Source organism: Duganella sp. GW821-FHT07F09 (assembly GCF_059418705.1).
In genome coordinates this window covers 191,603-210,220 of record NZ_JBWKQJ010000001.1, presented here as the reverse complement: position 1 = coordinate 210,220, position 18,618 = coordinate 191,603, and the positions used below count along the sequence as shown (strand labels likewise).

General features: G+C 63.4%; 23 protein-coding genes. 10 read left to right on the top strand and 13 right to left on the bottom strand.

Annotated elements, in window-relative coordinates; genetic code table 11:
• The first annotated feature begins 9 nt into the window (after positions 1–9).
• On the top strand, positions 10–498 hold the full coding sequence (gene ispF / locus AC07P1_RS00985) for a 2-C-methyl-D-erythritol 2,4-cyclodiphosphate synthase (protein ID WP_494694093.1): 489 nt from the start codon (positions 10–12) through the stop codon (positions 496–498).
• On the opposite strand, the gene AC07P1_RS00980 is transcribed toward ispF, so the two are convergent.
• Genes AC07P1_RS00980 through AC07P1_RS00960 form a run of 5 tightly spaced genes read right to left on the bottom strand, consistent with a single transcriptional unit; the run spans position 438 to position 2,121 of the window.
• Positions 438–938: a DUF433 domain-containing protein gene (locus tag AC07P1_RS00980; RefSeq protein ID WP_494694092.1), complete on the bottom strand. Its 501-nt coding sequence runs from the start codon at positions 936–938 to the stop codon at positions 438–440. The two genes, ispF and AC07P1_RS00980, sit on opposite strands and share 61 nt — an antisense overlap.
• Positions 871–1,164, bottom strand: a complete 294-nt coding sequence (locus AC07P1_RS00975; protein WP_494694091.1) for a BrnT family toxin — start codon at positions 1,162–1,164, stop codon at positions 871–873. Before AC07P1_RS00975 ends, AC07P1_RS00980 begins: the two co-directional genes overlap by 68 nt.
• 3 nt (positions 1,165–1,167) lie before the next feature.
• A complete protein-coding gene (locus tag AC07P1_RS00970; protein ID WP_494694090.1) occupies positions 1,168–1,383 on the bottom strand; it encodes a DUF433 domain-containing protein in 216 nt (71 codons plus the stop codon).
• A 36-nt stretch (positions 1,384–1,419) separates the two neighbouring features.
• The gene (locus AC07P1_RS00965) at positions 1,420–1,920 is read right to left on the bottom strand and encodes a DUF433 domain-containing protein (RefSeq protein WP_494694089.1); all 501 of its coding nucleotides are present in this window, start codon (positions 1,918–1,920) and stop codon (positions 1,420–1,422) included.
• A 21-nt stretch (positions 1,921–1,941) separates the two neighbouring features.
• Positions 1,942–2,121 (bottom strand): BrnT family toxin, encoded by a 180-nt coding sequence (locus AC07P1_RS00960; protein ID WP_494694088.1) that lies wholly within the window; start codon positions 2,119–2,121, stop codon positions 1,942–1,944.
• Positions 2,122–2,307: 186 nt separating this feature from the next.
• Between AC07P1_RS00960 and AC07P1_RS00955 the strand changes: the two genes are divergently transcribed.
• Positions 2,308–2,610 (top strand): hypothetical protein, encoded by a 303-nt coding sequence (locus AC07P1_RS00955; protein ID WP_494694087.1) that lies wholly within the window; start codon positions 2,308–2,310, stop codon positions 2,608–2,610.
• 141 nt (positions 2,611–2,751) lie between these two features.
• On the opposite strand, the gene AC07P1_RS00950 is transcribed toward AC07P1_RS00955, so the two are convergent.
• Positions 2,752–3,999 carry an MFS transporter gene (locus AC07P1_RS00950; RefSeq protein WP_494694086.1) on the bottom strand — a complete coding sequence of 416 codons (1,248 nt, stop codon included), beginning with the start codon at positions 3,997–3,999 and terminating at the stop codon, positions 2,752–2,754.
• A 104-nt stretch (positions 4,000–4,103) separates the two neighbouring features.
• Here AC07P1_RS00950 and AC07P1_RS00945 point away from each other — a divergent pair, with 104 nt between their 5' ends.
• A complete protein-coding gene (locus tag AC07P1_RS00945; protein WP_494694085.1) occupies positions 4,104–4,712 on the top strand; it encodes a TetR/AcrR family transcriptional regulator in 609 nt (202 codons plus the stop codon).
• A 161-nt stretch (positions 4,713–4,873) separates the two neighbouring features.
• Here the strand turns inward: AC07P1_RS00945 and AC07P1_RS00940 are convergent, their stop codons facing one another.
• The 4 genes from AC07P1_RS00940 to AC07P1_RS00925 form a co-directional block, all read right to left on the bottom strand.
• Positions 4,874–5,872 carry an FHA domain-containing protein gene (locus tag AC07P1_RS00940; protein WP_494694084.1) on the bottom strand — a complete coding sequence of 333 codons (999 nt, stop codon included), beginning with the start codon at positions 5,870–5,872 and terminating at the stop codon, positions 4,874–4,876.
• On the bottom strand, positions 5,869–7,512 hold the full coding sequence (locus AC07P1_RS00935; RefSeq protein ID WP_494694083.1) for a trypsin-like peptidase domain-containing protein: 1,644 nt from the start codon (positions 7,510–7,512) through the stop codon (positions 5,869–5,871). The genes AC07P1_RS00940 and AC07P1_RS00935 overlap by 4 nt, the downstream gene beginning before the upstream one ends.
• Positions 7,513–7,542: 30 nt before the next feature.
• Positions 7,543–8,196: a GTP cyclohydrolase II gene (gene ribA, locus AC07P1_RS00930; protein WP_315214733.1), complete on the bottom strand. Its 654-nt coding sequence runs from the start codon at positions 8,194–8,196 to the stop codon at positions 7,543–7,545.
• 136 nt (positions 8,197–8,332) lie between these two features.
• Positions 8,333–9,034, bottom strand: a complete 702-nt coding sequence (locus AC07P1_RS00925) for a pirin family protein (RefSeq protein WP_494694082.1) — start codon at positions 9,032–9,034, stop codon at positions 8,333–8,335.
• Positions 9,035–9,195: 161 nt separating this feature from the next.
• Between AC07P1_RS00925 and AC07P1_RS00920 the strand changes: the two genes are divergently transcribed.
• From AC07P1_RS00920 to AC07P1_RS00895, 6 genes are all read left to right on the top strand, one after another.
• Positions 9,196–10,128 (top strand): LysR family transcriptional regulator, encoded by a 933-nt coding sequence (locus AC07P1_RS00920; protein WP_494694081.1) that lies wholly within the window; start codon positions 9,196–9,198, stop codon positions 10,126–10,128.
• 113 nt (positions 10,129–10,241) lie between these two features.
• Positions 10,242–11,243: an EAL and HDOD domain-containing protein gene (locus AC07P1_RS00915; RefSeq protein WP_494694080.1), complete on the top strand. Its 1,002-nt coding sequence runs from the start codon at positions 10,242–10,244 to the stop codon at positions 11,241–11,243.
• Positions 11,236–13,407, top strand: a complete 2,172-nt coding sequence (locus tag AC07P1_RS00910; protein WP_494694079.1) for a putative bifunctional diguanylate cyclase/phosphodiesterase — start codon at positions 11,236–11,238, stop codon at positions 13,405–13,407. The genes AC07P1_RS00915 and AC07P1_RS00910 overlap by 8 nt, the downstream gene beginning before the upstream one ends.
• A 120-nt stretch (positions 13,408–13,527) precedes the next feature.
• Complete coding sequence (locus AC07P1_RS00905; protein ID WP_494694078.1) at positions 13,528–14,106, top strand: BPSL1445 family SYLF domain-containing lipoprotein; 579 nt, start codon at positions 13,528–13,530, stop codon at positions 14,104–14,106.
• A 282-nt stretch (positions 14,107–14,388) separates the two neighbouring features.
• Positions 14,389–14,754 carry a glutaredoxin gene (locus AC07P1_RS00900; protein WP_494694077.1) on the top strand — a complete coding sequence of 122 codons (366 nt, stop codon included), beginning with the start codon at positions 14,389–14,391 and terminating at the stop codon, positions 14,752–14,754.
• Positions 14,754–15,155 carry a PPC domain-containing DNA-binding protein gene (locus AC07P1_RS00895; RefSeq protein ID WP_494694076.1) on the top strand — a complete coding sequence of 134 codons (402 nt, stop codon included), beginning with the start codon at positions 14,754–14,756 and terminating at the stop codon, positions 15,153–15,155. Before AC07P1_RS00900 ends, AC07P1_RS00895 begins: the two co-directional genes overlap by 1 nt.
• On the opposite strand, the gene AC07P1_RS00890 is transcribed toward AC07P1_RS00895, so the two are convergent.
• From AC07P1_RS00890 to AC07P1_RS00880, 3 genes are all read right to left on the bottom strand, one after another.
• On the bottom strand, positions 15,152–15,457 hold the full coding sequence (locus AC07P1_RS00890; protein WP_494694075.1) for a protealysin inhibitor emfourin: 306 nt from the start codon (positions 15,455–15,457) through the stop codon (positions 15,152–15,154). The genes AC07P1_RS00895 and AC07P1_RS00890 overlap by 4 nt on opposite strands.
• Before the next feature lie 11 nt (positions 15,458–15,468).
• Positions 15,469–16,497 (bottom strand): M4 family metallopeptidase, encoded by a 1,029-nt coding sequence (locus AC07P1_RS00885; RefSeq protein WP_494694074.1) that lies wholly within the window; start codon positions 16,495–16,497, stop codon positions 15,469–15,471.
• A gap of 88 nt (positions 16,498–16,585) precedes the next feature.
• Positions 16,586–16,795: a DUF3820 family protein gene (locus AC07P1_RS00880; RefSeq protein WP_315214762.1), complete on the bottom strand. Its 210-nt coding sequence runs from the start codon at positions 16,793–16,795 to the stop codon at positions 16,586–16,588.
• Positions 16,796–16,978: 183 nt separating this feature from the next.
• Between AC07P1_RS00880 and AC07P1_RS00875 the strand changes: the two genes are divergently transcribed.
• Positions 16,979–18,613: an ATP-binding domain-containing protein gene (locus AC07P1_RS00875; protein WP_494694073.1), complete on the top strand. Its 1,635-nt coding sequence runs from the start codon at positions 16,979–16,981 to the stop codon at positions 18,611–18,613.
• Positions 18,614–18,618 lie beyond the last annotated feature (5 nt).

Genomic DNA, 18,618 nt, shown 5'->3' with positions numbered 1-18,618 from the left:
GGAAACCACATGAACAAACTCCCGTTCCGCATCGGCCAGGGCTACGACTGCCACGCTTTGGTGGAGGGCCGCAAGCTGATCATCGGCGGCGTCGACATCCCGCACCACGTTGGTCTGCTGGGGCATTCGGACGCCGACGTGCTGCTGCACGCGATCACCGATTCGATCCTGGGCGCGGCGGCCCTGGGCGACATCGGCAAGCATTTTCCGGATACGGACGCGCAGTTCAAGGGCGCCGATTCGCGTACCCTGCTGAAGGAGGCCGCGCGCCGCGTGGTCGCCACCGGCTACAGCATCGGCAACGTCGATTGCACCATCATCGCCCAGCGTCCGAAGATGGCGCCGCACATCCAGTCCATGCGCGCCAATATCGCCGAGGACCTGGGGCTGGACATCGGCCAAGTCAACGTCAAGGCCAAGACCAACGAAAAGCTGGGTTATTTGGGCAGGGAAGAGGGTATCGCCGCCGAATCGATCGCCTTGCTGATACTTTCGTAAAACAGCGTGGAATCGCTTTCCAGTACCGTGGTCGCGGTCCTTCGCGGGACGGTAGGGAAGTCGGTCAGGAAGTCATCCATCGTTTTTCCGGCAAGTAGGTAGTCGAACATGCGTTTGATCGGTACGAGCGTATTTTTAAACACGGGCATACCGCCGAGGATGTCGGGTTCCATCTGTACCAGAGGCGTGATCGATTTCATGAACGCCAATAGCTCCGGGTCATGCGGGTCGGTAGGAGATGCGCGCGGAGGGATGATCCTGCCGTTGATGCGGAAGACGCCGTTGCCGTAAAAGCCAGATTCCAGCGGCGGGGAATCGTCGTCGTATTCAATGTCGTCCTCTGTTATCGGCATCACGTCTTCCCAATTTCGATCAGCATCGATAGAGGGTTTTTCGTTCCTGACGAGTTGCTTTTCTAAATGAGATGATTCGTACTTCATTGTTGAGCTCCGTGTAAACGACCGCAACCTCTTGGCCATTAAAAAATCCGATTGATATGTAGCGACGTTCGCTGTAGTGGAAGCGAGTATCCTGGTTGACATACGTTGGCTGCTCCACCACTGCAGGCGCATTAGCGAAACCCAGCCCGTGCTTGCGCAGTTGCTTTTGCGTTTTGCCTCGTCCCAAGTGTAGGTTGTCATGTTCAGTGTAGTAGCTTGAGGACATCCTTCAAGCGGCACTGGATAAAAAAGCGGCCGCCAGGATATGTCTGGATATCCTGGGGCCGGTTCTGTTGCTCGTCTGATCGTGCAGAAAATCATCCATGGTTATCCCGGCAAGCAGATAGTCGAACATGCGTTTGATCGGTACGAGCGTATTTTTAAACACGGGCATACCGCCGAGGATGTCGGGTTCCATCTGCACCAGAGGCGTGATCGATTTCATGAACGCCAATAGCTCCGGGTCATGCGGGTCACGCGCTCATTTCGATAAGGAGGGGAGCTCAGTCTCGGCGTCTATAGCCTTACTGATGTCCTCGTAGAACATTGTTGCCTCGGTCTCTAAAACCGAGTCCGCAGCGGATTGGGATACCGTCGGAAAGTCGGCAAGGAATTCCCCTATTGTTCTGCCCGCTAAAAGGTAATCAAACATGCGCTTGATGGGCACCAGCGTTCCTCTGAAGACCGGCATGCCCCCCATGATGTGCGGTTCCATCTGTATTTCAGGAACTTGGGTTTGCATAAAGGCCAGTACTTCCGGGTCTATGGGATCGAGCGGAGATGTGCGTGGAGGTAGCACCCGGCCGTGTATCCGGTGGACGCCGTTGGCATAAAATCCGGATTCCAGTGGTGGCGAGTCTTCGTCATATTCGATCTCGTCGCTGGGAATAGGCATGACATTGCCCCAGCTGTCACTCCTGTCCCAATAGTCCACGTCGTTCGCGTCTGGTTGCTCGTCTAAAAGAGATGATTCGTATTTCATCGTCGTCCTCGGTAAATACAACTACGACCGCCTTGCCTTCAAAGTGGCGATTGTGATGTGGCGCCGCTCGGCATAGAGATAGCGCAAGTCTTCTTCGGTATAGGACTTGCCCTCGATTACGGCAGCGGCGTCGGCAAAGTCCAGCCCATGCTTGCGCAGGTTGCTGTTGCGTTTGGCCTCGTCCCAAGTGTAGGTGGTCATGTTCAGTGTAGTGGCTTGAGGATATCCTTCAAGCGGCACTGAATAAAAAGCCAGGCTGCCAGGACGTCTCGCGACATCCTGCGCCCGGCTTTCTCATCGGTCGTTCGGCCAGATCAATGGTGCGTGGTTATGTCATGCCGGTGGAAACCGATCTGCTACCATGGCGGTTTTTCAGCAAGGAAGATCATGGCGCGCGATATTTATGCTTACCGGCAGGTGGCGGTGCACTCTGTGCTGCGCGGCGGTATGGTCGAGATCCATCCGGTGCCGGGGCAGGCGTTTTCGCCGGAGCTGGCGGTGCAGTGCTCGCGGCGCATGAGCGATACGGCGTTGTATCCGGTGGGGACCTGCTTTTTGCTGGACGCTAAACTGACCGACCGCCAGGGTGGCACGCCGTACCTGTACGCGTGGCATGGTGATGAGATCAAGGTGTTGTCGGCCAGGGAGACCAAGGCTTTCCTGGCCGAATTCAGGCGCGGTAGAATCTAGGTGGGCGCGGGCGTTGCTGGCGACTCATGCATGGCGGATTACGCCGTTCCGGCTAATCCGCCCTACGTGTTTCCGCATGTTGGCGCCGACCAGTCCGTTGCGTGTAATTTATATGCGCCTCGGACTCGTAGCGGTCGGTGCTCAGTGTACGGCGTGCAGTTTGGTTGACGGCTTGCCGTCGTCCTCGCCCCATTTGGCGATGACCGCCGCCATCGCCACGGCGAACACGCCGCCGACCACCATCGCGCTCGATACGCCCAGATGGTCGACCGCCACGCCGCCGACCAGCGCGCCGCTGGCCAGCGAGATTTGCGCGGTGGCGACGAACACGGCGCCGCCGCTTTCCATCGCGTCCGGCGCGGCCCGGAACATCCACGTCTGTACCGAGATCGGCATCATGCCGAAGGCCAGGCCCCAGATCACAATCATCGCCGTGGCGCCCAGCAGCGAGGTACCAATCAACGGCAACGCCGCCGCCGACAAGCCCATCACCAGGCCGGTGGCGATCATCGACATGCGCACGCTGCGCGCCACGGTCCAGCCGCCGATCAGGTTGCCGACGAAGCCGGCCGCGCCATAGGTCAGCAGCAGGGCGCTGATGGTCGTGGCGTTCAAGCCGCCGACCTGGCTCAGGAACGGTGTGACATAGGTATAGGCGGCGAACTGGCCGATGAAGATCAGCAAGGTGGCCAGCATGCCGAGCCTCGCCTTTTTCACCCGCAGCAGCGCCGGCAATTGCGCGAAGGTCAGCGACTGCGTCGTCGGCAAGCGTGGCAGCAGCCACATTTGCGTCAGCAGCACCAGCACGGCGACCGCGCCGGCCGCGTGGAAGGCCACGCGCCAGCCGACCAGCTCGCCGATCAGCGCGCCGGCCGGCACGCCGGCCACGGTGCCGAGCGAGATGCCGGCGAAGATGATCGAGGTCGCCCGCGTCGCATATTCGGGCGGCACCAGCCGGTTGCCCAGCGCGCCGCCAATGGCCCAGAAGCCGCCGACGCCTATGCCCAGCAGGGCGCGCCCGAGCAGGATCACGACGAAGGAATCGGACAGCGCCACCATCAGGTTGGAGACGATCAGGGTGCCGGTCAGCGCCCAGATCACATAGCGGCGGTCGGTCTTGCCGACGCCGATGGTGACCAGGATGGCGGCAAAGGCGGCCACAATGCCGGGGATGGTCACCATCATGCCGGCCATGCCTTCGGTCACCTTCAGTTCTGCGGCGATGGACGGCAGCAGGCCGACCGGCAGGAATTCCGTCGTGACGAGCGCGAACGAGCCGACGGCGACGGAGAGCACGGCCAGCCAGGCGGCGCGGGTGGGGGGCGGCGTGGTGAGCGCCGACGGTTTACTTACAGGCGGCACAGCCTGCGCGTTGGATGTTGATTGCATGGGAAATAGTCCTGGGTAGTCGTAAAAACGCTTGAGTTTTTTACTGATCGGTTCATAATGACGGCTGGAGATCACGTTGTCAATATAATTTTTAACCGATTGGTATGAAAGAGAATACTTCCACAGTCCGCAAGACGGGCCGTCCACGCACTTTCGATGCTGAAACCGCGCTGGACAAAGCGATGAAGGTGTTTTGGGAGAAGGGTTACGAGGGTAGCTCGCTGCCGGAACTGACCGAGGCGATGGGCATGAACCGGCCCAGTTTGTACGCCGTGTTCGGTAACAAGGAGAACTTGTTCCGCCTGGCGCTCGACCGGTATGGCGCGACCCACGATCCGCTGTTTAACGCGGCGCTGAAGGAGCCGACCGCGCGTGCCGTGGTCGAGCATTTTTTGCGTGGTAACGCCGATGCGCAGACCGAGACCGACAAGCCGCATGGCTGTTTGGTGATCAATGGCGCTCTGGCGTGCAGCGACGATGCGCTGCCGATCCGTAATTCACTGATCGAGCGCCGGGCGGCGAGCGAGGAAAAACTGCGCGAGCGTTTCGAGCGGGCCAAGGTGGACGGCGATCTGCCGCCGGACAGCTGCTCTGGGCAGATGGCGCGCTTTGTGATGACGGTATCGAACGGCATGGCGGTGCAGGCCGCCGCCGGCGCGACGCGCGAGCAGTTGCAGGGCGTGGTGGATCAGGTGCTGCGTGGTTGGCCGTGATGCCGGCTTTTACACGGGGCCACGCGTTACCACGGATACACGTAGGGCGGATTAGCGCAGCGTAATCGGCCATGCATGCGCCGCCGACGGCTTTTACATGGCCGATTACGGCGTTCCGCCTAATCCGCCCTACGTGTCTCCGAGGTATTCAAGCGTCGTGGTCACTCGGCGTTGGTGTCATCGTCGTCATCGTCCGGTTCGTCCACGCCGTCCTTGACGCCGCGCGCCCGCGCCGCATCGGTATCGGCTTTGAGTCCTGCGGCGTTGCTCATGAATTGGTCGACGCTGCGGTCGTCGCTGCGCTTGACTTCCGGCGGCAACAATACCGACATATAGAGCTCGTCCGACAAGCGTCCAGTGCCTTGCAGGTTGGCCATCAGCATCAATCCGGCGCCGACCAGCATCATGATCGTGGCGGTGGTGGCGAATTGCCGCGTCAGATGCGGCTTGATGGTCTTCAGGTGGAAGAACAGCATGCCGCAGACGATCGCAAGGCTGACCAGGTTGCCGTATCGCGTGAACCCTTCGGCCGACCACGCATACGCCATGGTGCTGCTGGCGGCGCGCCAGATGCCGACCACAGCCAGCCCACTGCCCAGGATGAACAGGTGCCGGCCCATGCGCGCATGGCTGCCGAACAGGCGGTTGGCCAGCGCCCACACGCCGCTCCACAGCAAGCCCGCCGCCAGGCTGGACGCGAGCACCAGCAGATAACGGATCAGCGCGAACGGCTCGACATCGGACAGCCACGTTTCCAGACAACTGAAGACGGCGATCAGCACCAGGCCGATGGTGGCCGGCGTCGCGCCTTCCCAGCCGTGCATGGTGGTGTCGGCGATTTCTGCCGGCACCGGGAAGTCGGCGGCGCGGATGCGCAAGCGGGTGTGGCCCAGGCGCACGACCGTGTCGCCGCCCAGCACGACTTCGGTCTGGCGCTTGCCGCGCGCGTAGGTGCCGTTTTTGCTGCCGAGGTCGCGCAACACCAATTTTTCCTGCTCGTCGAGGTCGACGATGGCGTGCGCGGCGGCGCTATGCGCGTCGTCGAGGATGATGTCGTTGTCGTAGCTGCGTCCCAAACGGATCGGCAAGGTCTCGGCCTTATGCCGGTGCAGCACGTCGCCGTTACGGGCGAGGATTTCCACGAAGTAGGGGGCCATCATTGCGCGCCTCCCGTGGCCGGCTTGGCCGGGGGCGGGGCGGGCATCGGCGCCTTGTCACGGGCTCCGCTTGCAGGCGTCGGCGTGGTCGATGGCTTGCCTGCCGATTTATTGACCGGAGCGCGCGTGGGCACTGTCGCCCCGGCCGGCGCCAGCGATAGCGATTCGAGGAAGACGCGCGACAGGCGCATGCCGTTGTCATAGGAGACGCCGCGCGCATCGAGCCGGCTTTGCAGGCTCATCAGCCCCTGATCCGTGGTGGCCGTCAGCAGCGCGAAGTCGTACAGGCCGGCGAACTTGCGGTAGGCGCGCACGCACAGCACGGCGCGCAGCGGCAGGTTTTTATTTTTCACGAAGTCTTCGGTGCAGTTGGGGCCGGTCAGGCGCGTGTCCTTGTTGCTGCCGAAGTGCTCGTTCTTGAACGAGGCGCTGGCCAGTTGCGCGAAGCGCAGCTTGTCGAGGCCGGTGCCGCGAATGAACTGGTGGCGGATGCTGAGCTGTCCCGTTTGCAGCGAACCGCTGACGAAGATCGCCGACTCCATCGCGCAACTGGCGTCGTCGACCGTGAACGGCTTGTCGGCCTTGACGTTGGAGCGCCCCCAGCAGCGCATCTGCTCGGACTCGCGCACCGGCACCTGATACGGTCCCATCGGCTTCAAGCTAAGCGGACTCGACAGCAATTGGTCGACCATCGCGCGCTGATGGCTCAGCAGCTGGCCGGCCACCACCGACGTGAAATCGGCCGGCGCCTTGCCTTGTTGTTCGACCTTGCGCAGCAGGTCCTGGGCGAAGCGGGCCGGCACCAGGAAGCTGACCAGCTCACCATCGAGGCGCTTGGAGACGTTGACGCCGGCCACCGAGCCGTCGACCGTCACGCTGGGACCGCCGCTCATGCCGGAATTGATCGGGCCGGTAAACATCAGCTGGTCGTAGAAGCTGCGCGCGATGACGCCGTTGTAGGCGCCCTCGGAAATGGCGAAGCCCAGATCGAGCGGATTGCCCATCGAGTACAAGTACTGGCCCTGCGTCAGGCGCGCCAGCTGGTCCGGCATCTTGAAGAAGCCGGTGCCGTTGCGGTTGACGCGCAGCACCGCCAAATCGTGCAGCACGTCGACCGCCAGCAGTTCCACATTGCCGCGCTGGCCGCTGGTGTCGACCCATTCGCCGACGTAGGTGTCCGGATCGAGCGCGAACTGCGACACCACGTGGTAGTTGGTGACGACCAGGTTGCTGGTGCCGATCAAAAAGCCCGAGCCGACCGACGACTGCGTGCGGCCGCTTTTCAGCAGCGAGCGCACTTGCAGGATGTCGTTCTTGGCCGATGCATATAAATGCTGGGCGGCGCTCGACGGCGGCGGCAGCGGCGCGGTGTCTGCGGCTGCCGCCCCGGGGGCGGACGGGTCGGCAGACTCGGGCGATGCGGGCGAGGTGGGCGGGACCGGCTGCGCGGCCTGCGGCTGCTTGTCTTTGGCGGACGCGATGGCGGTCGTGGTGGTGGTGGCCGTCGTGGTCGCCGCTGCGGTGGCCGCGTTGGCGGCGGCTGCCAGCGTCGGCGCGGCGGGGTTTGCGGTGGTGGAGGCGGCCAGCGCGCCAGCGCAGGCCCCGGTCAAGGCGATGGTTGTGGCAAGCGCGGTGAATTTCATGCAGTCCTTAGACTTATTCTATCGTCAACCTCAGAGCGCGCCATCTTCCACGGCGGCGGGCGTCAAAGGCGTCATCATATGGCCCAGCTTGGCAGCTTTGGTGTTCAGATAATGCTGGTTGAACGCATTGCGGTTGACGAGCAGCGGCACGCGCTCGGCCACCTCGATGCCAAGTTTGGTCATGGCATCAATCTTACGCGGATTATTGGTCATCAGGCGCAGGCTTTTAACGTCGAACTGGGCCAGCATCGGCTTGACCAGCCCGTAGGTGCGCTGGTCCGGTTTAAAGCCCAGCTGCTCGTTGGCCTGGACCGTGTCGGCGCCGGCCTCTTGCAGGCGATACGCGCGGATCTTGTTGATCAGGCCGATACCGCGGCCTTCCTGGCGCAGGTACAGCAGCACGCCACGGCCTTCGGCGGCGATCTTCTTGAGCGCGCCTTCCAACTGGGCGCCGCAATCGCAACGTTGTGAGAACAGCACGTCGCCGGTCAGGCACTCGGAGTGCACGCGCGCCAGCACCGGCTCGCCGTCGCCGATATCGCCCAGCACCATGGCCAGATGTTCCTTGCCGGTGGCTTTTTCGACAAAGGCGTGCAAGGTGAACTGTGCCCAGGGCGTCGGCAGGGCGCACGAAGTCATGTAGTCCAATTCGTCTTTTGCCGGTGTTTCCGCGCTCTGCAACATAGCTATGCTCTTCAAATATTGATGATGTAATAAAGTAAAAAAGCGCGCCGGGCTGTTCGAACAGACCCGGCGCGCCCTTCATCATACCAAAACTGGCGGAAAATTATTTTAGGCCAGCCTTTCCCATGGGGAAGGGTTAGTTGGGCAGGTCAAACACCAGCACCTCGGCATCGGTCGCCTGTTCCAGGGTGACCAGGTTTTCCTCGGTGATCTTCGCCGCGTCGCCGCCTTTGAGCGCGGTGCCGTTGACGGTCACGGCGCCCCGGATCACGTGGACGTAGGCGATGCGGCCTTTGCCCAGCTCGTGCTTCAGGTTGTCGCCGGAAGCCATGATCGTCGCATAGATCGCCGCATCCTGATGCACCAGCACCGAGCCTTCGCGGCCGTCGTTGGAAGCGATCAGGCGCAGTTGGCCTTGTTTGCTCTCCGGCGTGAAGTGCTTTTCCTCGTAACTTGGAGGAATGCCGGCCTGGCCGGGCTGGATCCAGATCTGCAGGAAGTGCACTTGGTCCTTCTGCGAACCGTTGAACTCGCTGTGACGCACGCCGGTGCCGGCGCTCATGCGTTGAACGTCGCCGTAGTGCAGCACCGAACCGGTACCCATGCTGTCTTTATGCTCCAGCGCGCCGCTCAGCACATAGGAGATGATCTCCATGTCGCGGTGGCCGTGGGTGCCGAAGCCCTGGCCGGCTTCGACCTGGTCTTCGTTGATCACCAGCAGCGGGCCGAAACCGACGTGTTTCGGATCGTGGTAGCTGCCGAACGAGAAGCTGTGGCGGGAATTCAACCAGCCGTGATTTGCCAGACCGCGTTCTTCACTTTTACGAATTTGCAACATGATGAGCTCCGTTTCTTCGATTGTTTTCAAGGTTGTTTTCAGCCGATGTGCGATAATTTTGAAAGGGATTTTGTTATCGCCGCATCCATGAATCACAGTATAGACCCCGGATTCCGGATTAAAAAACGGAAAATTTACCCCTCTACTATCGAAAAAATCGAATGCTCAGATTAAGCCTCGAAGCACTGCAAATTGTCGACGCCATCGACCGTCGCGGATCGTTCTCGGCGGCCGGCAAGGAATTGCACCGCGTACCGTCGACCATCTCCTATACCGTCGGCAAACTGGAGGACGACCTGGGCGTCCAGGTGTTCGAGCGCAACGGCCCGCGCGTGGTCCTGACGGCGGCCGGCGTCGAGCTGTTGAAGGAGGGACGCTATCTGCTCAAGGCGGCGCAGGACCTGGAGCACCGGGTGCGGCGCGTGGCGTCCGGCTGGGAGACCGAACTGGCGGTGGGCATGGATTCGATGTTCTCGCCGTGTATGTTCCTGGAAGATATCAACGCCTTCTACCAGGTCGCCCAGCAAACCCGGCTGCGCGTGGTGAAGGAGACGCTTTCCGGCGCCTGGGAAGCGTTGCTGGACCGCCGCGCCGACCTGCTGGTGGGCGTGGCCGGCGACGGTCCGGCGGGCGGCGGCTATGTCTCCGAGCCGATCGGCAAGGTGGAGTTCGTCTTCGCGGTGGCGCCATCGCACCCGCTGGCCGCCGTCGAAGGCCGGCTCGACCGCGTGCATTTGCAGCAATACCGGGCCGTCAGCGTCGCCGACTCGGCGCGCCAGCTGGCGCCGCGCACCGTCGGCCTGCTGCTGGGGCAGGACACCTTGACCGTGCCGGACATGAAGACCAAGCTGCGGTTCCAGCTGGCCGGCAGCGGTTTCGGCTTCCTGCCGGAGCCGTGCGCGCGCGCCGCCATCGACGCCGGGCTGCTGGTGGAAAAGCAGGTCGAGGAGCCGAAACCGGCCGAAACCTTCTACCTGGCCTGGCGCAGCGGCGAGCACGGCGCCGCGCTGAACTGGTGGATCGACCGCATGCGCCAGCCGGGGCTGTTCGAGCGCTTGTTGCGCCATTTGCCCCACCATACGCAATCTGTTTGACGCAGCACAGGAAACCCGCGGGCGAAAGCTTCACCCGGCTTGACAATGTTGACCAAGGCCAACTGTTTCGGAGTACCATAGCAGCATAACTGACTGTTTTTGCTGGATCATTTATGACCGCCCTGATTGCCATCCCGCCCGTTTTCCTGCATCCGCTGGCCGACCGCAACGGTCACCCCGGCGCGCTGCTGTTCGACGCCGGTATGCTGGACCAGCCCGATCAGCCGCTGGCGCTGCCGGAGGCTGTCGTCTCGGTCTTGCGCGATGTGGCGGGCGGCGGCATGGGCTGCTACTACCGCGCCGGCCTGACCGACGCCCTCGGCAAGTTGCTGGACCAGGCGGGCTGGAAAAAAATGCCCGCCGAGAAGCTCCACCGCGCTGATGCCGAGCTCGTTAGCACCTTGCCGTCCACCGTGGCCTGGGTCGAGGGCGAATGGTTCCTGGCGCCGCCGTCCAAGCCGGTGGGCAGCCAGGTCGCCTCGCGCGCGCTGGCGTTGCAACTGGTGCAACTGGTGTCGGCCGACGCCGACACCCACGAGATCGAAGCGCTGCTGCGCCAGGACCCGACCTTGTCGTATCACCTGCTGCGGCTGGTCAACTCGCTGGGCATGGGCGCCGGCCGCCGCGTCACCAGTTTTTCGCAGGCGATCCTGATCCTGGGCCGCGCGCAGCTGCGGCGCTGGCTCAACCTGATGCTGTTCTCGTCGCGCGAGGGCGACCAGCGCTCGCCGATGCTGCTGGCGCGGGTGGCGGTGCGGGCGCGGGCGATGGAATTGCTGTCGCGCGACGCCGGCCTGGGCAAGGCGCAGCAGGAGCAAGCGTTCATGGTGGGCATGTTCTCGCTGCTGGGCGTGCTGTTCGGCCTGTCGCTGCCCGAGGTGCTCAAGCCGTTGACGATGAGCGAGGCCGTGCAGCAGGCGCTGCTGGCGCACGAGGGCGAGCTGGGCGAGCTGCTCGGCGTGGTCGAGGCGGCCGAGCGCGACGATCACGCCGCGCTGGCCGCGCGTCTGCAGGCGCTGCAGATCGACACCGACAATTTCAACCAGGTCGCCGCCGAAGCGTATCTGTGGATGCAGACGGTGGCGTCCGGCAAGGCGGGTAAAACCCATGCTTGACGCGATCGAGCGTTGTCTGGCGCTGAGTCAGCGGGCCCGCGGCGAGCAGGGCGAGGCGCTGGCGCTCACGCTGGCCAGCCTCGACGCCGCGCTGGCCGAGGCGCGCGCGGCGATGGCGCCGTCGGTCGACGCCGACGACCACGCGGTGCTGGAACTGGACCTGACCGGTTACCTGACGGCCTGGAGTCCGGGCGCGGCGCAGATGTTCGGCTACACCGCCGACGAGGCGCTGGGCCAGCACGTGCTGTTCCTGTACGCCGAGGACGATGACGACGGCAACATCGCCGAACTGGGTTTCGAGAGCGGCGGCGAACCCGGCGGCGAGGCTGGCGCCACCGCCGAAGTGCGGCGCCGCAAGAAAGACGGCGAGATCATCTGGGTCAAGATGCACATCTTCCTGCGCCACGACGATAGCGGCGAGCCGGTCGGCATGCTGGTCAGGCTGGCGCGGGTGGGCGAGACGCTGTCGGCGGCCGACAAGATCAACCTGCACGCGCGCATCATCGAGGACAGCGACCAGGGCGTGTTGATCACCGACGGCCACGAACGCATCGTCTCGATCAATTCCTCGTTCACCCGCATCACCGGTTATACGCCGGAGGAATCGATCGGCAAGACGCCCGACCTGCTGCGCTCGGGCGTGCACGACGCCGAGTTCCGCGCCAAGGTGCGCGCGGCGATGCAGGGCGCGGGGCCGTGGCGCGGCGAGATCATCGGCAAACGCAAGAACGGCGAGCTGTTCCCGCAATCGGTGACGATCAGCGTGGTGCGCGACGGGCGCGGCAAGATCAGCCACACGTTCTCGCTGTTCTCCGACATCAGCGAGCACAAGGACGCGCAGGCGCGCATGCAGCGCATGGCCAACTACGATCCGCTGACCGGCCTGCCCAATCTTTGCCTGCTCACGCAACTGGTCGGCCAGGCGCTGACCGAGAACCGTCGCTCGCAAGAGCACGGCGCGATGCTGGTGGTCGAGATCACCCGCGTCGGCGCCATCAGCGACACGCTCGGCAGCGACATCGGCAACGAGCTGCTGTGCGAGATCGGCCGCATGTTCCGGTCCGTGCTGCGCGAGGCCGACGTGCTGGCCCGGCTCGACGGCCACAAGTTCGCCGTCGCGCTGCTGCACATCGAAAAACGCGAACACGCCGCCATCGTTGCGCAAAAGCTGCTGTCCGCGCTGGCCGCGCCGATCCAGATCGCCGCCCACAGCCTGCAGGTGGGCGCCCACATCGGCATCACCGTCTACACCGAGGACGCCACCGATGTGCCGACCTTGATCCGCTACGCCGACGTCGCCATGAACAAGGCGGCGCAGAACATCGAGGCCGACTTCCTGTTCTACAGCGAGGAGATGAACCAGCGCGCCAAGGAACATTTGCGGCTCGAGAGCGAGCTGCGCCAGGCGCTCATCAACGACGAGCTGCTGCTGTACTACCAGCCGAAGGTGAGCCTGCGCAGCGGCCGCATCGTCGGCGCCGAGGCGCTGTTGCGCTGGCGCCATCCGGTGCGCGGACTGGTCTCGCCGGGCGTGTTCATTCCGGTGGCCGAGGAGACCGGGCTGATACTCGACCTCGGCACCTGGGTGCTGGAGCAGGCCTGCCGCCAGATCCGCGACTGGCGCGAAGACAACCTGATCATGCCGCCGGTGGCGGTCAACCTGTCGGCGCGGCAGTTCGACAGCCAGCTGCCGCAGCGCATCGCGGCGGTGCTGGAGCGCTACGGCGTGCAGCCGGACCAGATCAACCTGGAAATCACCGAAAGCCTGCTGGTGCGCGGCACCGACAACGTCATCGCCATCATGAACGAGCTGGTGGCGATGGGCATGTCGCTGGCGCTGGACGACTTCGGCACCGGCTATTCGAGCCTGGCCTATCTGAAGAAATTCCCGATCAGCACCCTGAAGATCGACCGCTCGTTCGTGGTCGGCCTGCCGTATGAGGAAAACGATTGCGCCATCGCGCGCGCGATCGTGACGATGGCGCAGCAATTGCGCCAGGAAATCGTCGCCGAGGGCGTGGAGACCGTCGAGCAGATGAGTTTCCTGCGCGAGCTGGGTTGCGACCAGTTGCAGGGCTACCTGTTCAGCCAGCCGGTGCCGGCGGTGGAATTCGCCGCGATGTTGCGCGAAGGTAAGCGTTTGGCGTTCGGCACGCGGGTTTAGCCGGGTTGGCCCGCTGTCGCGCACCTGAGACAAGGCGAGTTGGCACGTTTTTAATAAAGGTGCCAGAATGGACTGCTATTTTGGCAAGCTGGCTCACTCGATATTCTTCAGGAGACTTCTATGCAAAAACGTACATTTCTGATGCGCGCCACCGCCGCCGTCGCTTTCGCCGGCCTGGCCCTGGGTGGATGCACCACCACCACCGATGCCAAGTCCGATCCGGCCGCCGTCAAGACGGAGATCGAGCGCGGCTCCTATGACACTTTGGAGCGGCTGTACAAGGAGGTCAAGGGTTCGCGCGAGCTGGTGCGCAAAGCGAACGGCGTGCTGGTGTTTCCGCGCGTGCTGGCGGCGGGGCTGGTGGTGGGTGGCGAATATGGCCGCGGCGTACTGCGCACCGGTGGGCAGACGGCCGACTATTACAGCATGACGTCGGTGTCGGTGGGTTTCCAGGCCGGCGCGCAGTCGAAGGCGGTGGTGCTGCTGTTCATGACCCGGGAAGCGCTGGATAAATTCCGCAATAGCAAAGGCTGGACGGCGGGCGTGGATGGTTCGGTGGCGCTGCTCAAGGTTGGCGCCAACGGCGAGATCGACACCACCACCGCGACCGGTCCGGTGCAGGCGCTGGTGCTGACCAACGCGGGGTTGATGGCCAACCTGAACCTGGAAGGCACCAAGATCAGCAAGCTGGCGTTGTAAAGCGATTCACGGATGGGGTCGAACTGTGGCATGCACCACGGAATCACAAAACCGCGAAACCACGTAGGGCGGATTAGGCGGAACGCCGTAATCGGCCATGTATGCGCCGCCGATGACGCATGCATGGCGGATTACGCTTCGCTAATCCGCCCTACGTGTTTTAGAAGTTGTTGACGTCACAGGCCGCCGCTTGATTTGCGTTACAGGTCCACGCGCTAAAAAGACTGGCTCTCCGCGCCCGTTACGGCTACGCTTGCGGTTTTCATGACCACGAGGAACACGATGAGCCGTAACATCCTGGACGAAGCCCACATCCATCCCGCCATCCGCGCACGCATCAGCGACTACCGCCGCGACCTGGTCGCCGAAGTCCAGGCCGCCATCGCCGCCAACAGCGTCGTCGTGGTCGGCATGGGGCTCAACCCCTTCCCGCGCAAAGCCCGCCAGATCCTCGACGCCAACGGCACGCCCTACAAATACCTCAGCTACGGCAACTACTTCTCCGCATGGCGCCCGCGCACGGCGTTGAAGATGTGGACCGGCTGGCCGACCTTCCCGATGATCTTCGTCAAGGGCGTGCTGATCGGCGGCGCCACCGACCTGCAACGTCTCATCAAGAGCGGCGAGTTCGCGACCATGGTGGCTTGATGCTGACCTTGCCGCTACGCTTGCAGCCCGGCGACGACGTGCGCGGCGCGGTGGTCGCCGCCTTGCTGGCCAGCGGCCACCAGGCCGGCTTCGTGCTGCAAGGTATCGGCAGCCTGAGCGTCGCGCAATTGCGTTATGCCGGACAGCCGCATGCGACGGCGCTGCGCGGCGATCTGGAAATTCTGACCCTGGCCGGCTCGATCGCGCCGGACGGCGCCCACCTGCACATGTCGGTGTCCGACGTGCGCGGGCAGGTACTTGGCGGCCATGTCGCGCCCGGTTGCGTGGTGCGCACCACCGCCGAGCTGCTGCTGGCCTTGTTGCCGGACCGGCGCTTCACGCGCGAACACGACCCGCTCACCGGCTACCCGGAACTGCGCATCGACTCAATCCCCGACTAGTCCGGATCGACCTCGTCGTTGATCTTCTCGGTCAACGCCCGCAACTGCTCCGGCACCGCGTCCAGATGGTAGCGCACGGTGTGGGCCTGCTGGCCCTCGTCGACCTCCAGGTCGTACTGGAAGTCCCAGGACTTCGGTTCGCTCTTGACCAGCTTTTCCGGCAACGCGAAAAAGTCGCAGGCCTGCACCAGCCGCTGCATCTGCTCGGCCTGTTCATGCGGCAGCTGCGCCAGATCGATGGTGCGCGTCTGCGCCCCGGCCGGTCCGGCGAAGCCGCCTGTGCATCGCAATATCATACGCATCGTGCTTCCTTTCAAATCACGCCGACCAGCTTCCACGCGGCCCGCACCGCGTGTTGTTCCTTCGAATCGGCCCCGTACAACAGCTCGGCCGACTGTGTCGTCGCCCTGGCCATGTCGGCGAACGTCGCGTTCGATGTCAGCAAGGCCAGCGACTTGTACCAGATCGGCCCGGCCTTGTCCCAGGAATTGCCCTTGAGCGCGATGCAGGTCGCGTAGAAGGCGTGGTTGGGAATGCCCGAGTTGGTATGGACGTCGCCATCCTCGATATAACCAGCCATCGTCTTGGGTTGGTCATCGCCGGACCACGTAAGTTCCTTGTTGCCCGGATCGGCCATCGAACGCAAGGCCTTGCCGACGGTCGGCCCCATGATGCCGGCGCCGATCAGCCAGTCGGCCTGGGCGCTGCTTTGCTTGAGTTTCCACTGCTTGACCATGCTGCCGAACACGTCGGAGATGGATTCGTTGAGGGCGCCGCTCTGGTCCTCGTAGACCAGGCCGCCGGGCACGGCGTTCTGCGTCAGGCCGTGGGTCAGCTCGTGGGCGATGACGTCGATGGCGGTGGTGAAACCCATGAACAGTTTGCCGTCGCCGTCGCCGTAGACCATTTGCTGGCCGTTCCAAAAGGCGTTGTTGAAATTCTTCTGATAGTGGACGGTCGAGTCGAGCCGCACGCCCTTGTCGTCGATCGAATTGCGCTTCAACACCTCGAACAAAAAATCGTAGGTGACGCCGGCGCCGTCGTAGGCCTGGTTGACGGTCGCGTCGTTGCCGGCCTGGGCGCCTTCGCCGCGCACCAGCTTGCCGGGCAGGGTGGTCTTGTTTTTGGCATCGTAGACGGTGCGGCGTTTCTCGCCGGTGGCGGTGATGCCGAAGGCCGTCGTCGGCGGCGAGACCGACCGCTGGCCGCGCAAATGTGCCGACAGCTCGGCCTGGTCCAGGAGCAGACAGCGTTCGTGCTCATCGGTCGTCTCGTCGGCTAGCAGGCGCAGCATTTTCGATGAGATGATGAAGCAAGTGCAGCGATACGGGTGGTGCGCCATGGGCGATCTCCTCTGTTAGCGATAAGTGACTTTATACACGGAATCCAAATTGTCCGATGTCACGTATTGCAACGGAGAAGTGCCCATTTCACCGCCGCAGCGGATCGAGCAGGGCGCGCAAATCGTTGTGGTCGAGCTCGTACATCAACGCGATCAATGCCCCCAGTTCGCCGGACGGAAAGCCCTCGCGCGCGAACCAGCCGAGATAATGGCCGGGAAGATCGGCGATCTTGCGCCCCTTATATTTACCGTAAGGCATTTCACGCGTCAGCAACAGCGCGAGCTTTTCTGAATTCATGGCAGAGCGAATGAGGAAGACGGCAGCCCGCAATGATAAATCACTCCGGGGTCAGGTCCACCAATTCTACACGGGCGCTGCCGTAGAGGCCGTTAACGTTGAGGCCGTGTAGAATTGGCGGACCTGACCCCGGATCTGCCTTACAATGTTTTTTTACATTAATGGCAGACCCGCCCACACTTCATGGCTCATCTTCATCCTACCGGCTGGCAAGAGATGGCCGTCACCGGCACCGCCGCCCGCGAGATCGAGACGCTGACCTATCTCGAGGCCACCCTCGCCAGCGCCCCGTATCGCATCTATCACGGCGTCCACTGGACCAACGTCGAGAACGGTTTCTCCGCGTACGGCGAGATTGATTTCATTGTCGTCGCCCCAAGCGGCCGGATGTTGCTGATCGAGCAGAAGTCCGGCTTCCTCAACGAGACGGAGGAGGGTTTGGTTCGCAACTACGAGGGCAAGCCGCGCAAGGTGGCCAACCACATCATGCGCTCGATCAAGGGCTTGAGCGAACGCTTCGGCAGCGAGCTGTCCATCGATTACCTGCTGTACTGCCCCGACTACACCGTACGCAACGCGAATCTGGCGGGCATCGATCCGCGCCACATCATCGACGCCACCAGCAAGGACCGCCTGGCGCAAGTGGTGCGCGAAATCCTGCCCATCACCGATCCCAAACCCGGCGAACAATTCGACAAGGTCACGCGCTTCCTCGGCAACATGTTGAGCCTGCGCCCCGATCCCAGCTCGATGATCGGCAACGCCGCGCAGATGGTCGCGCGGCTATCGGGCGGCCTGGCGACCTGGGCGCGGCGGCTGGAATTTACACCGTTCCGTCTGCACGTGGTGGGCACCGCCGGCAGCGGCAAGACCCAGCTGGCGCTGGCCGAATACGCCGCCGCCATCGATGCCGGACTGTCGCCGCTGTACGTGTGCTACAACCGGCCGCTGGCCGACCATATCGAGCGCCTGGTGCCGCCCGGCGGCAAGGTCGCCAGTTTCCACATGCTCAGCGACGCCTTCATGCGCGCGCAGGACCAGGTGCCCGAGTACGGCGCGCCCGGCGTGTGGGAAGAGATCGAGGCGAAGATGACCGCCTCGCCGCTGCCCGCCGAGTGGCGCTACGATGTGGTGATCGTCGACGAGGGCCAGGATTTTTCGCCCGCCTGGCGCGACATCCTGCTGCGCATGCTCAAGGACGATGGCCGCGCGATCTGGCTCGAGGACCCGAACCAGAACCTGTACGGCCGCGAGATGGTGCCGTTGCCCGGTTGGGTGACGCTGCATTCGGACACCAACTACCGCAGCCCGCGCCAGATCGTCGATATGCTGGCCTCGATCGGCGCGACCACCTCGCCGGTGGAGGCGGGCAGTCCGTTCAAGGGCGCCGACATCGAGGAGTTGATGTATCCGGAAGGCGATACCGAGGCGATGCTGGCGCAAACCCGCAAGGCCATCACCTTGTGCCTGGGCGCGGGCTTCGCGCGCCAGGACATCGCCATCGCCTCGTTTCGCGGGCGTGAAAAATCGGCCATCCTCAACCTGGACAAGCTCAGCGACGCCCACACCTTGAAGTCGTTCACCGGCCAGTACGACCTGTTCGGCAACCCGGAGTACCGGGAGGGCGGCTTGCTGGCCGAGTCGGTGTACCGCTTCAAGGGTCAGTCGGCGCCGGCGGTGATTTTCACCGAGATCGATTTCGCCGAGATCGATGACCGCGTGCTGCGCAAGCTGTTCGTGGGCATGACGCGTGCCCGGCTGAAGTTGGTGCTGGTCCTCAGCGAGCGCGCCGAACAGCAGTTGCTCGACCGGATGTGAGCACC

Coding starts and splice junctions, on each gene's coding strand:
- AC07P1_RS00880 (WP_315214762.1), bottom strand. CDS start 16,795: ATGAATTCAGAAAAGCTCGCGCTGTTGCTGACGCGTGAAATGCCTTAC.
- AC07P1_RS00910 (WP_494694079.1), top strand. CDS start 11,236: ATGCTTGACGCGATCGAGCGTTGTCTGGCGCTGAGTCAGCGGGCCCGC.
- AC07P1_RS00900 (WP_494694077.1), top strand. CDS start 14,389: ATGAGCCGTAACATCCTGGACGAAGCCCACATCCATCCCGCCATCCGC.
- ispF (WP_494694093.1), top strand. CDS start 10: ATGAACAAACTCCCGTTCCGCATCGGCCAGGGCTACGACTGCCACGCT.
- AC07P1_RS00925 (WP_494694082.1), bottom strand. CDS start 9,034: ATGTTGCAAATTCGTAAAAGTGAAGAACGCGGTCTGGCAAATCACGGC.
- AC07P1_RS00955 (WP_494694087.1), top strand. CDS start 2,308: ATGGCGCGCGATATTTATGCTTACCGGCAGGTGGCGGTGCACTCTGTG.
- AC07P1_RS00980 (WP_494694092.1), bottom strand. CDS start 938: ATGAAGTACGAATCATCTCATTTAGAAAAGCAACTCGTCAGGAACGAA.
- AC07P1_RS00940 (WP_494694084.1), bottom strand. CDS start 5,872: ATGATGGCCCCCTACTTCGTGGAAATCCTCGCCCGTAACGGCGACGTG.
- AC07P1_RS00970 (WP_494694090.1), bottom strand. CDS start 1,383: ATGAAATCGATCACGCCTCTGGTGCAGATGGAACCCGACATCCTCGGC.
- AC07P1_RS00905 (WP_494694078.1), top strand. CDS start 13,528: ATGCAAAAACGTACATTTCTGATGCGCGCCACCGCCGCCGTCGCTTTC.
- AC07P1_RS00895 (WP_494694076.1), top strand. CDS start 14,754: ATGCTGACCTTGCCGCTACGCTTGCAGCCCGGCGACGACGTGCGCGGC.
- ribA (WP_315214733.1), bottom strand. CDS start 8,196: ATGTTGCAGAGCGCGGAAACACCGGCAAAAGACGAATTGGACTACATG.
- AC07P1_RS00965 (WP_494694089.1), bottom strand. CDS start 1,920: ATGAAATACGAATCATCTCTTTTAGACGAGCAACCAGACGCGAACGAC.
- AC07P1_RS00945 (WP_494694085.1), top strand. CDS start 4,104: ATGAAAGAGAATACTTCCACAGTCCGCAAGACGGGCCGTCCACGCACT.
- AC07P1_RS00885 (WP_494694074.1), bottom strand. CDS start 16,497: ATGGCGCACCACCCGTATCGCTGCACTTGCTTCATCATCTCATCGAAA.
- AC07P1_RS00935 (WP_494694083.1), bottom strand. CDS start 7,512: ATGAAATTCACCGCGCTTGCCACAACCATCGCCTTGACCGGGGCCTGC.
- AC07P1_RS00890 (WP_494694075.1), bottom strand. CDS start 15,457: ATGCGTATGATATTGCGATGCACAGGCGGCTTCGCCGGACCGGCCGGG.
- AC07P1_RS00975 (WP_494694091.1), bottom strand. CDS start 1,164: ATGTCCTCAAGCTACTACACTGAACATGACAACCTACACTTGGGACGA.
- AC07P1_RS00950 (WP_494694086.1), bottom strand. CDS start 3,999: ATGCAATCAACATCCAACGCGCAGGCTGTGCCGCCTGTAAGTAAACCG.
- AC07P1_RS00915 (WP_494694080.1), top strand. CDS start 10,242: ATGACCGCCCTGATTGCCATCCCGCCCGTTTTCCTGCATCCGCTGGCC.
- AC07P1_RS00960 (WP_494694088.1), bottom strand. CDS start 2,121: ATGACCACCTACACTTGGGACGAGGCCAAACGCAACAGCAACCTGCGC.
- AC07P1_RS00920 (WP_494694081.1), top strand. CDS start 9,196: ATGCTCAGATTAAGCCTCGAAGCACTGCAAATTGTCGACGCCATCGAC.
- AC07P1_RS00875 (WP_494694073.1), top strand. CDS start 16,979: ATGGCTCATCTTCATCCTACCGGCTGGCAAGAGATGGCCGTCACCGGC.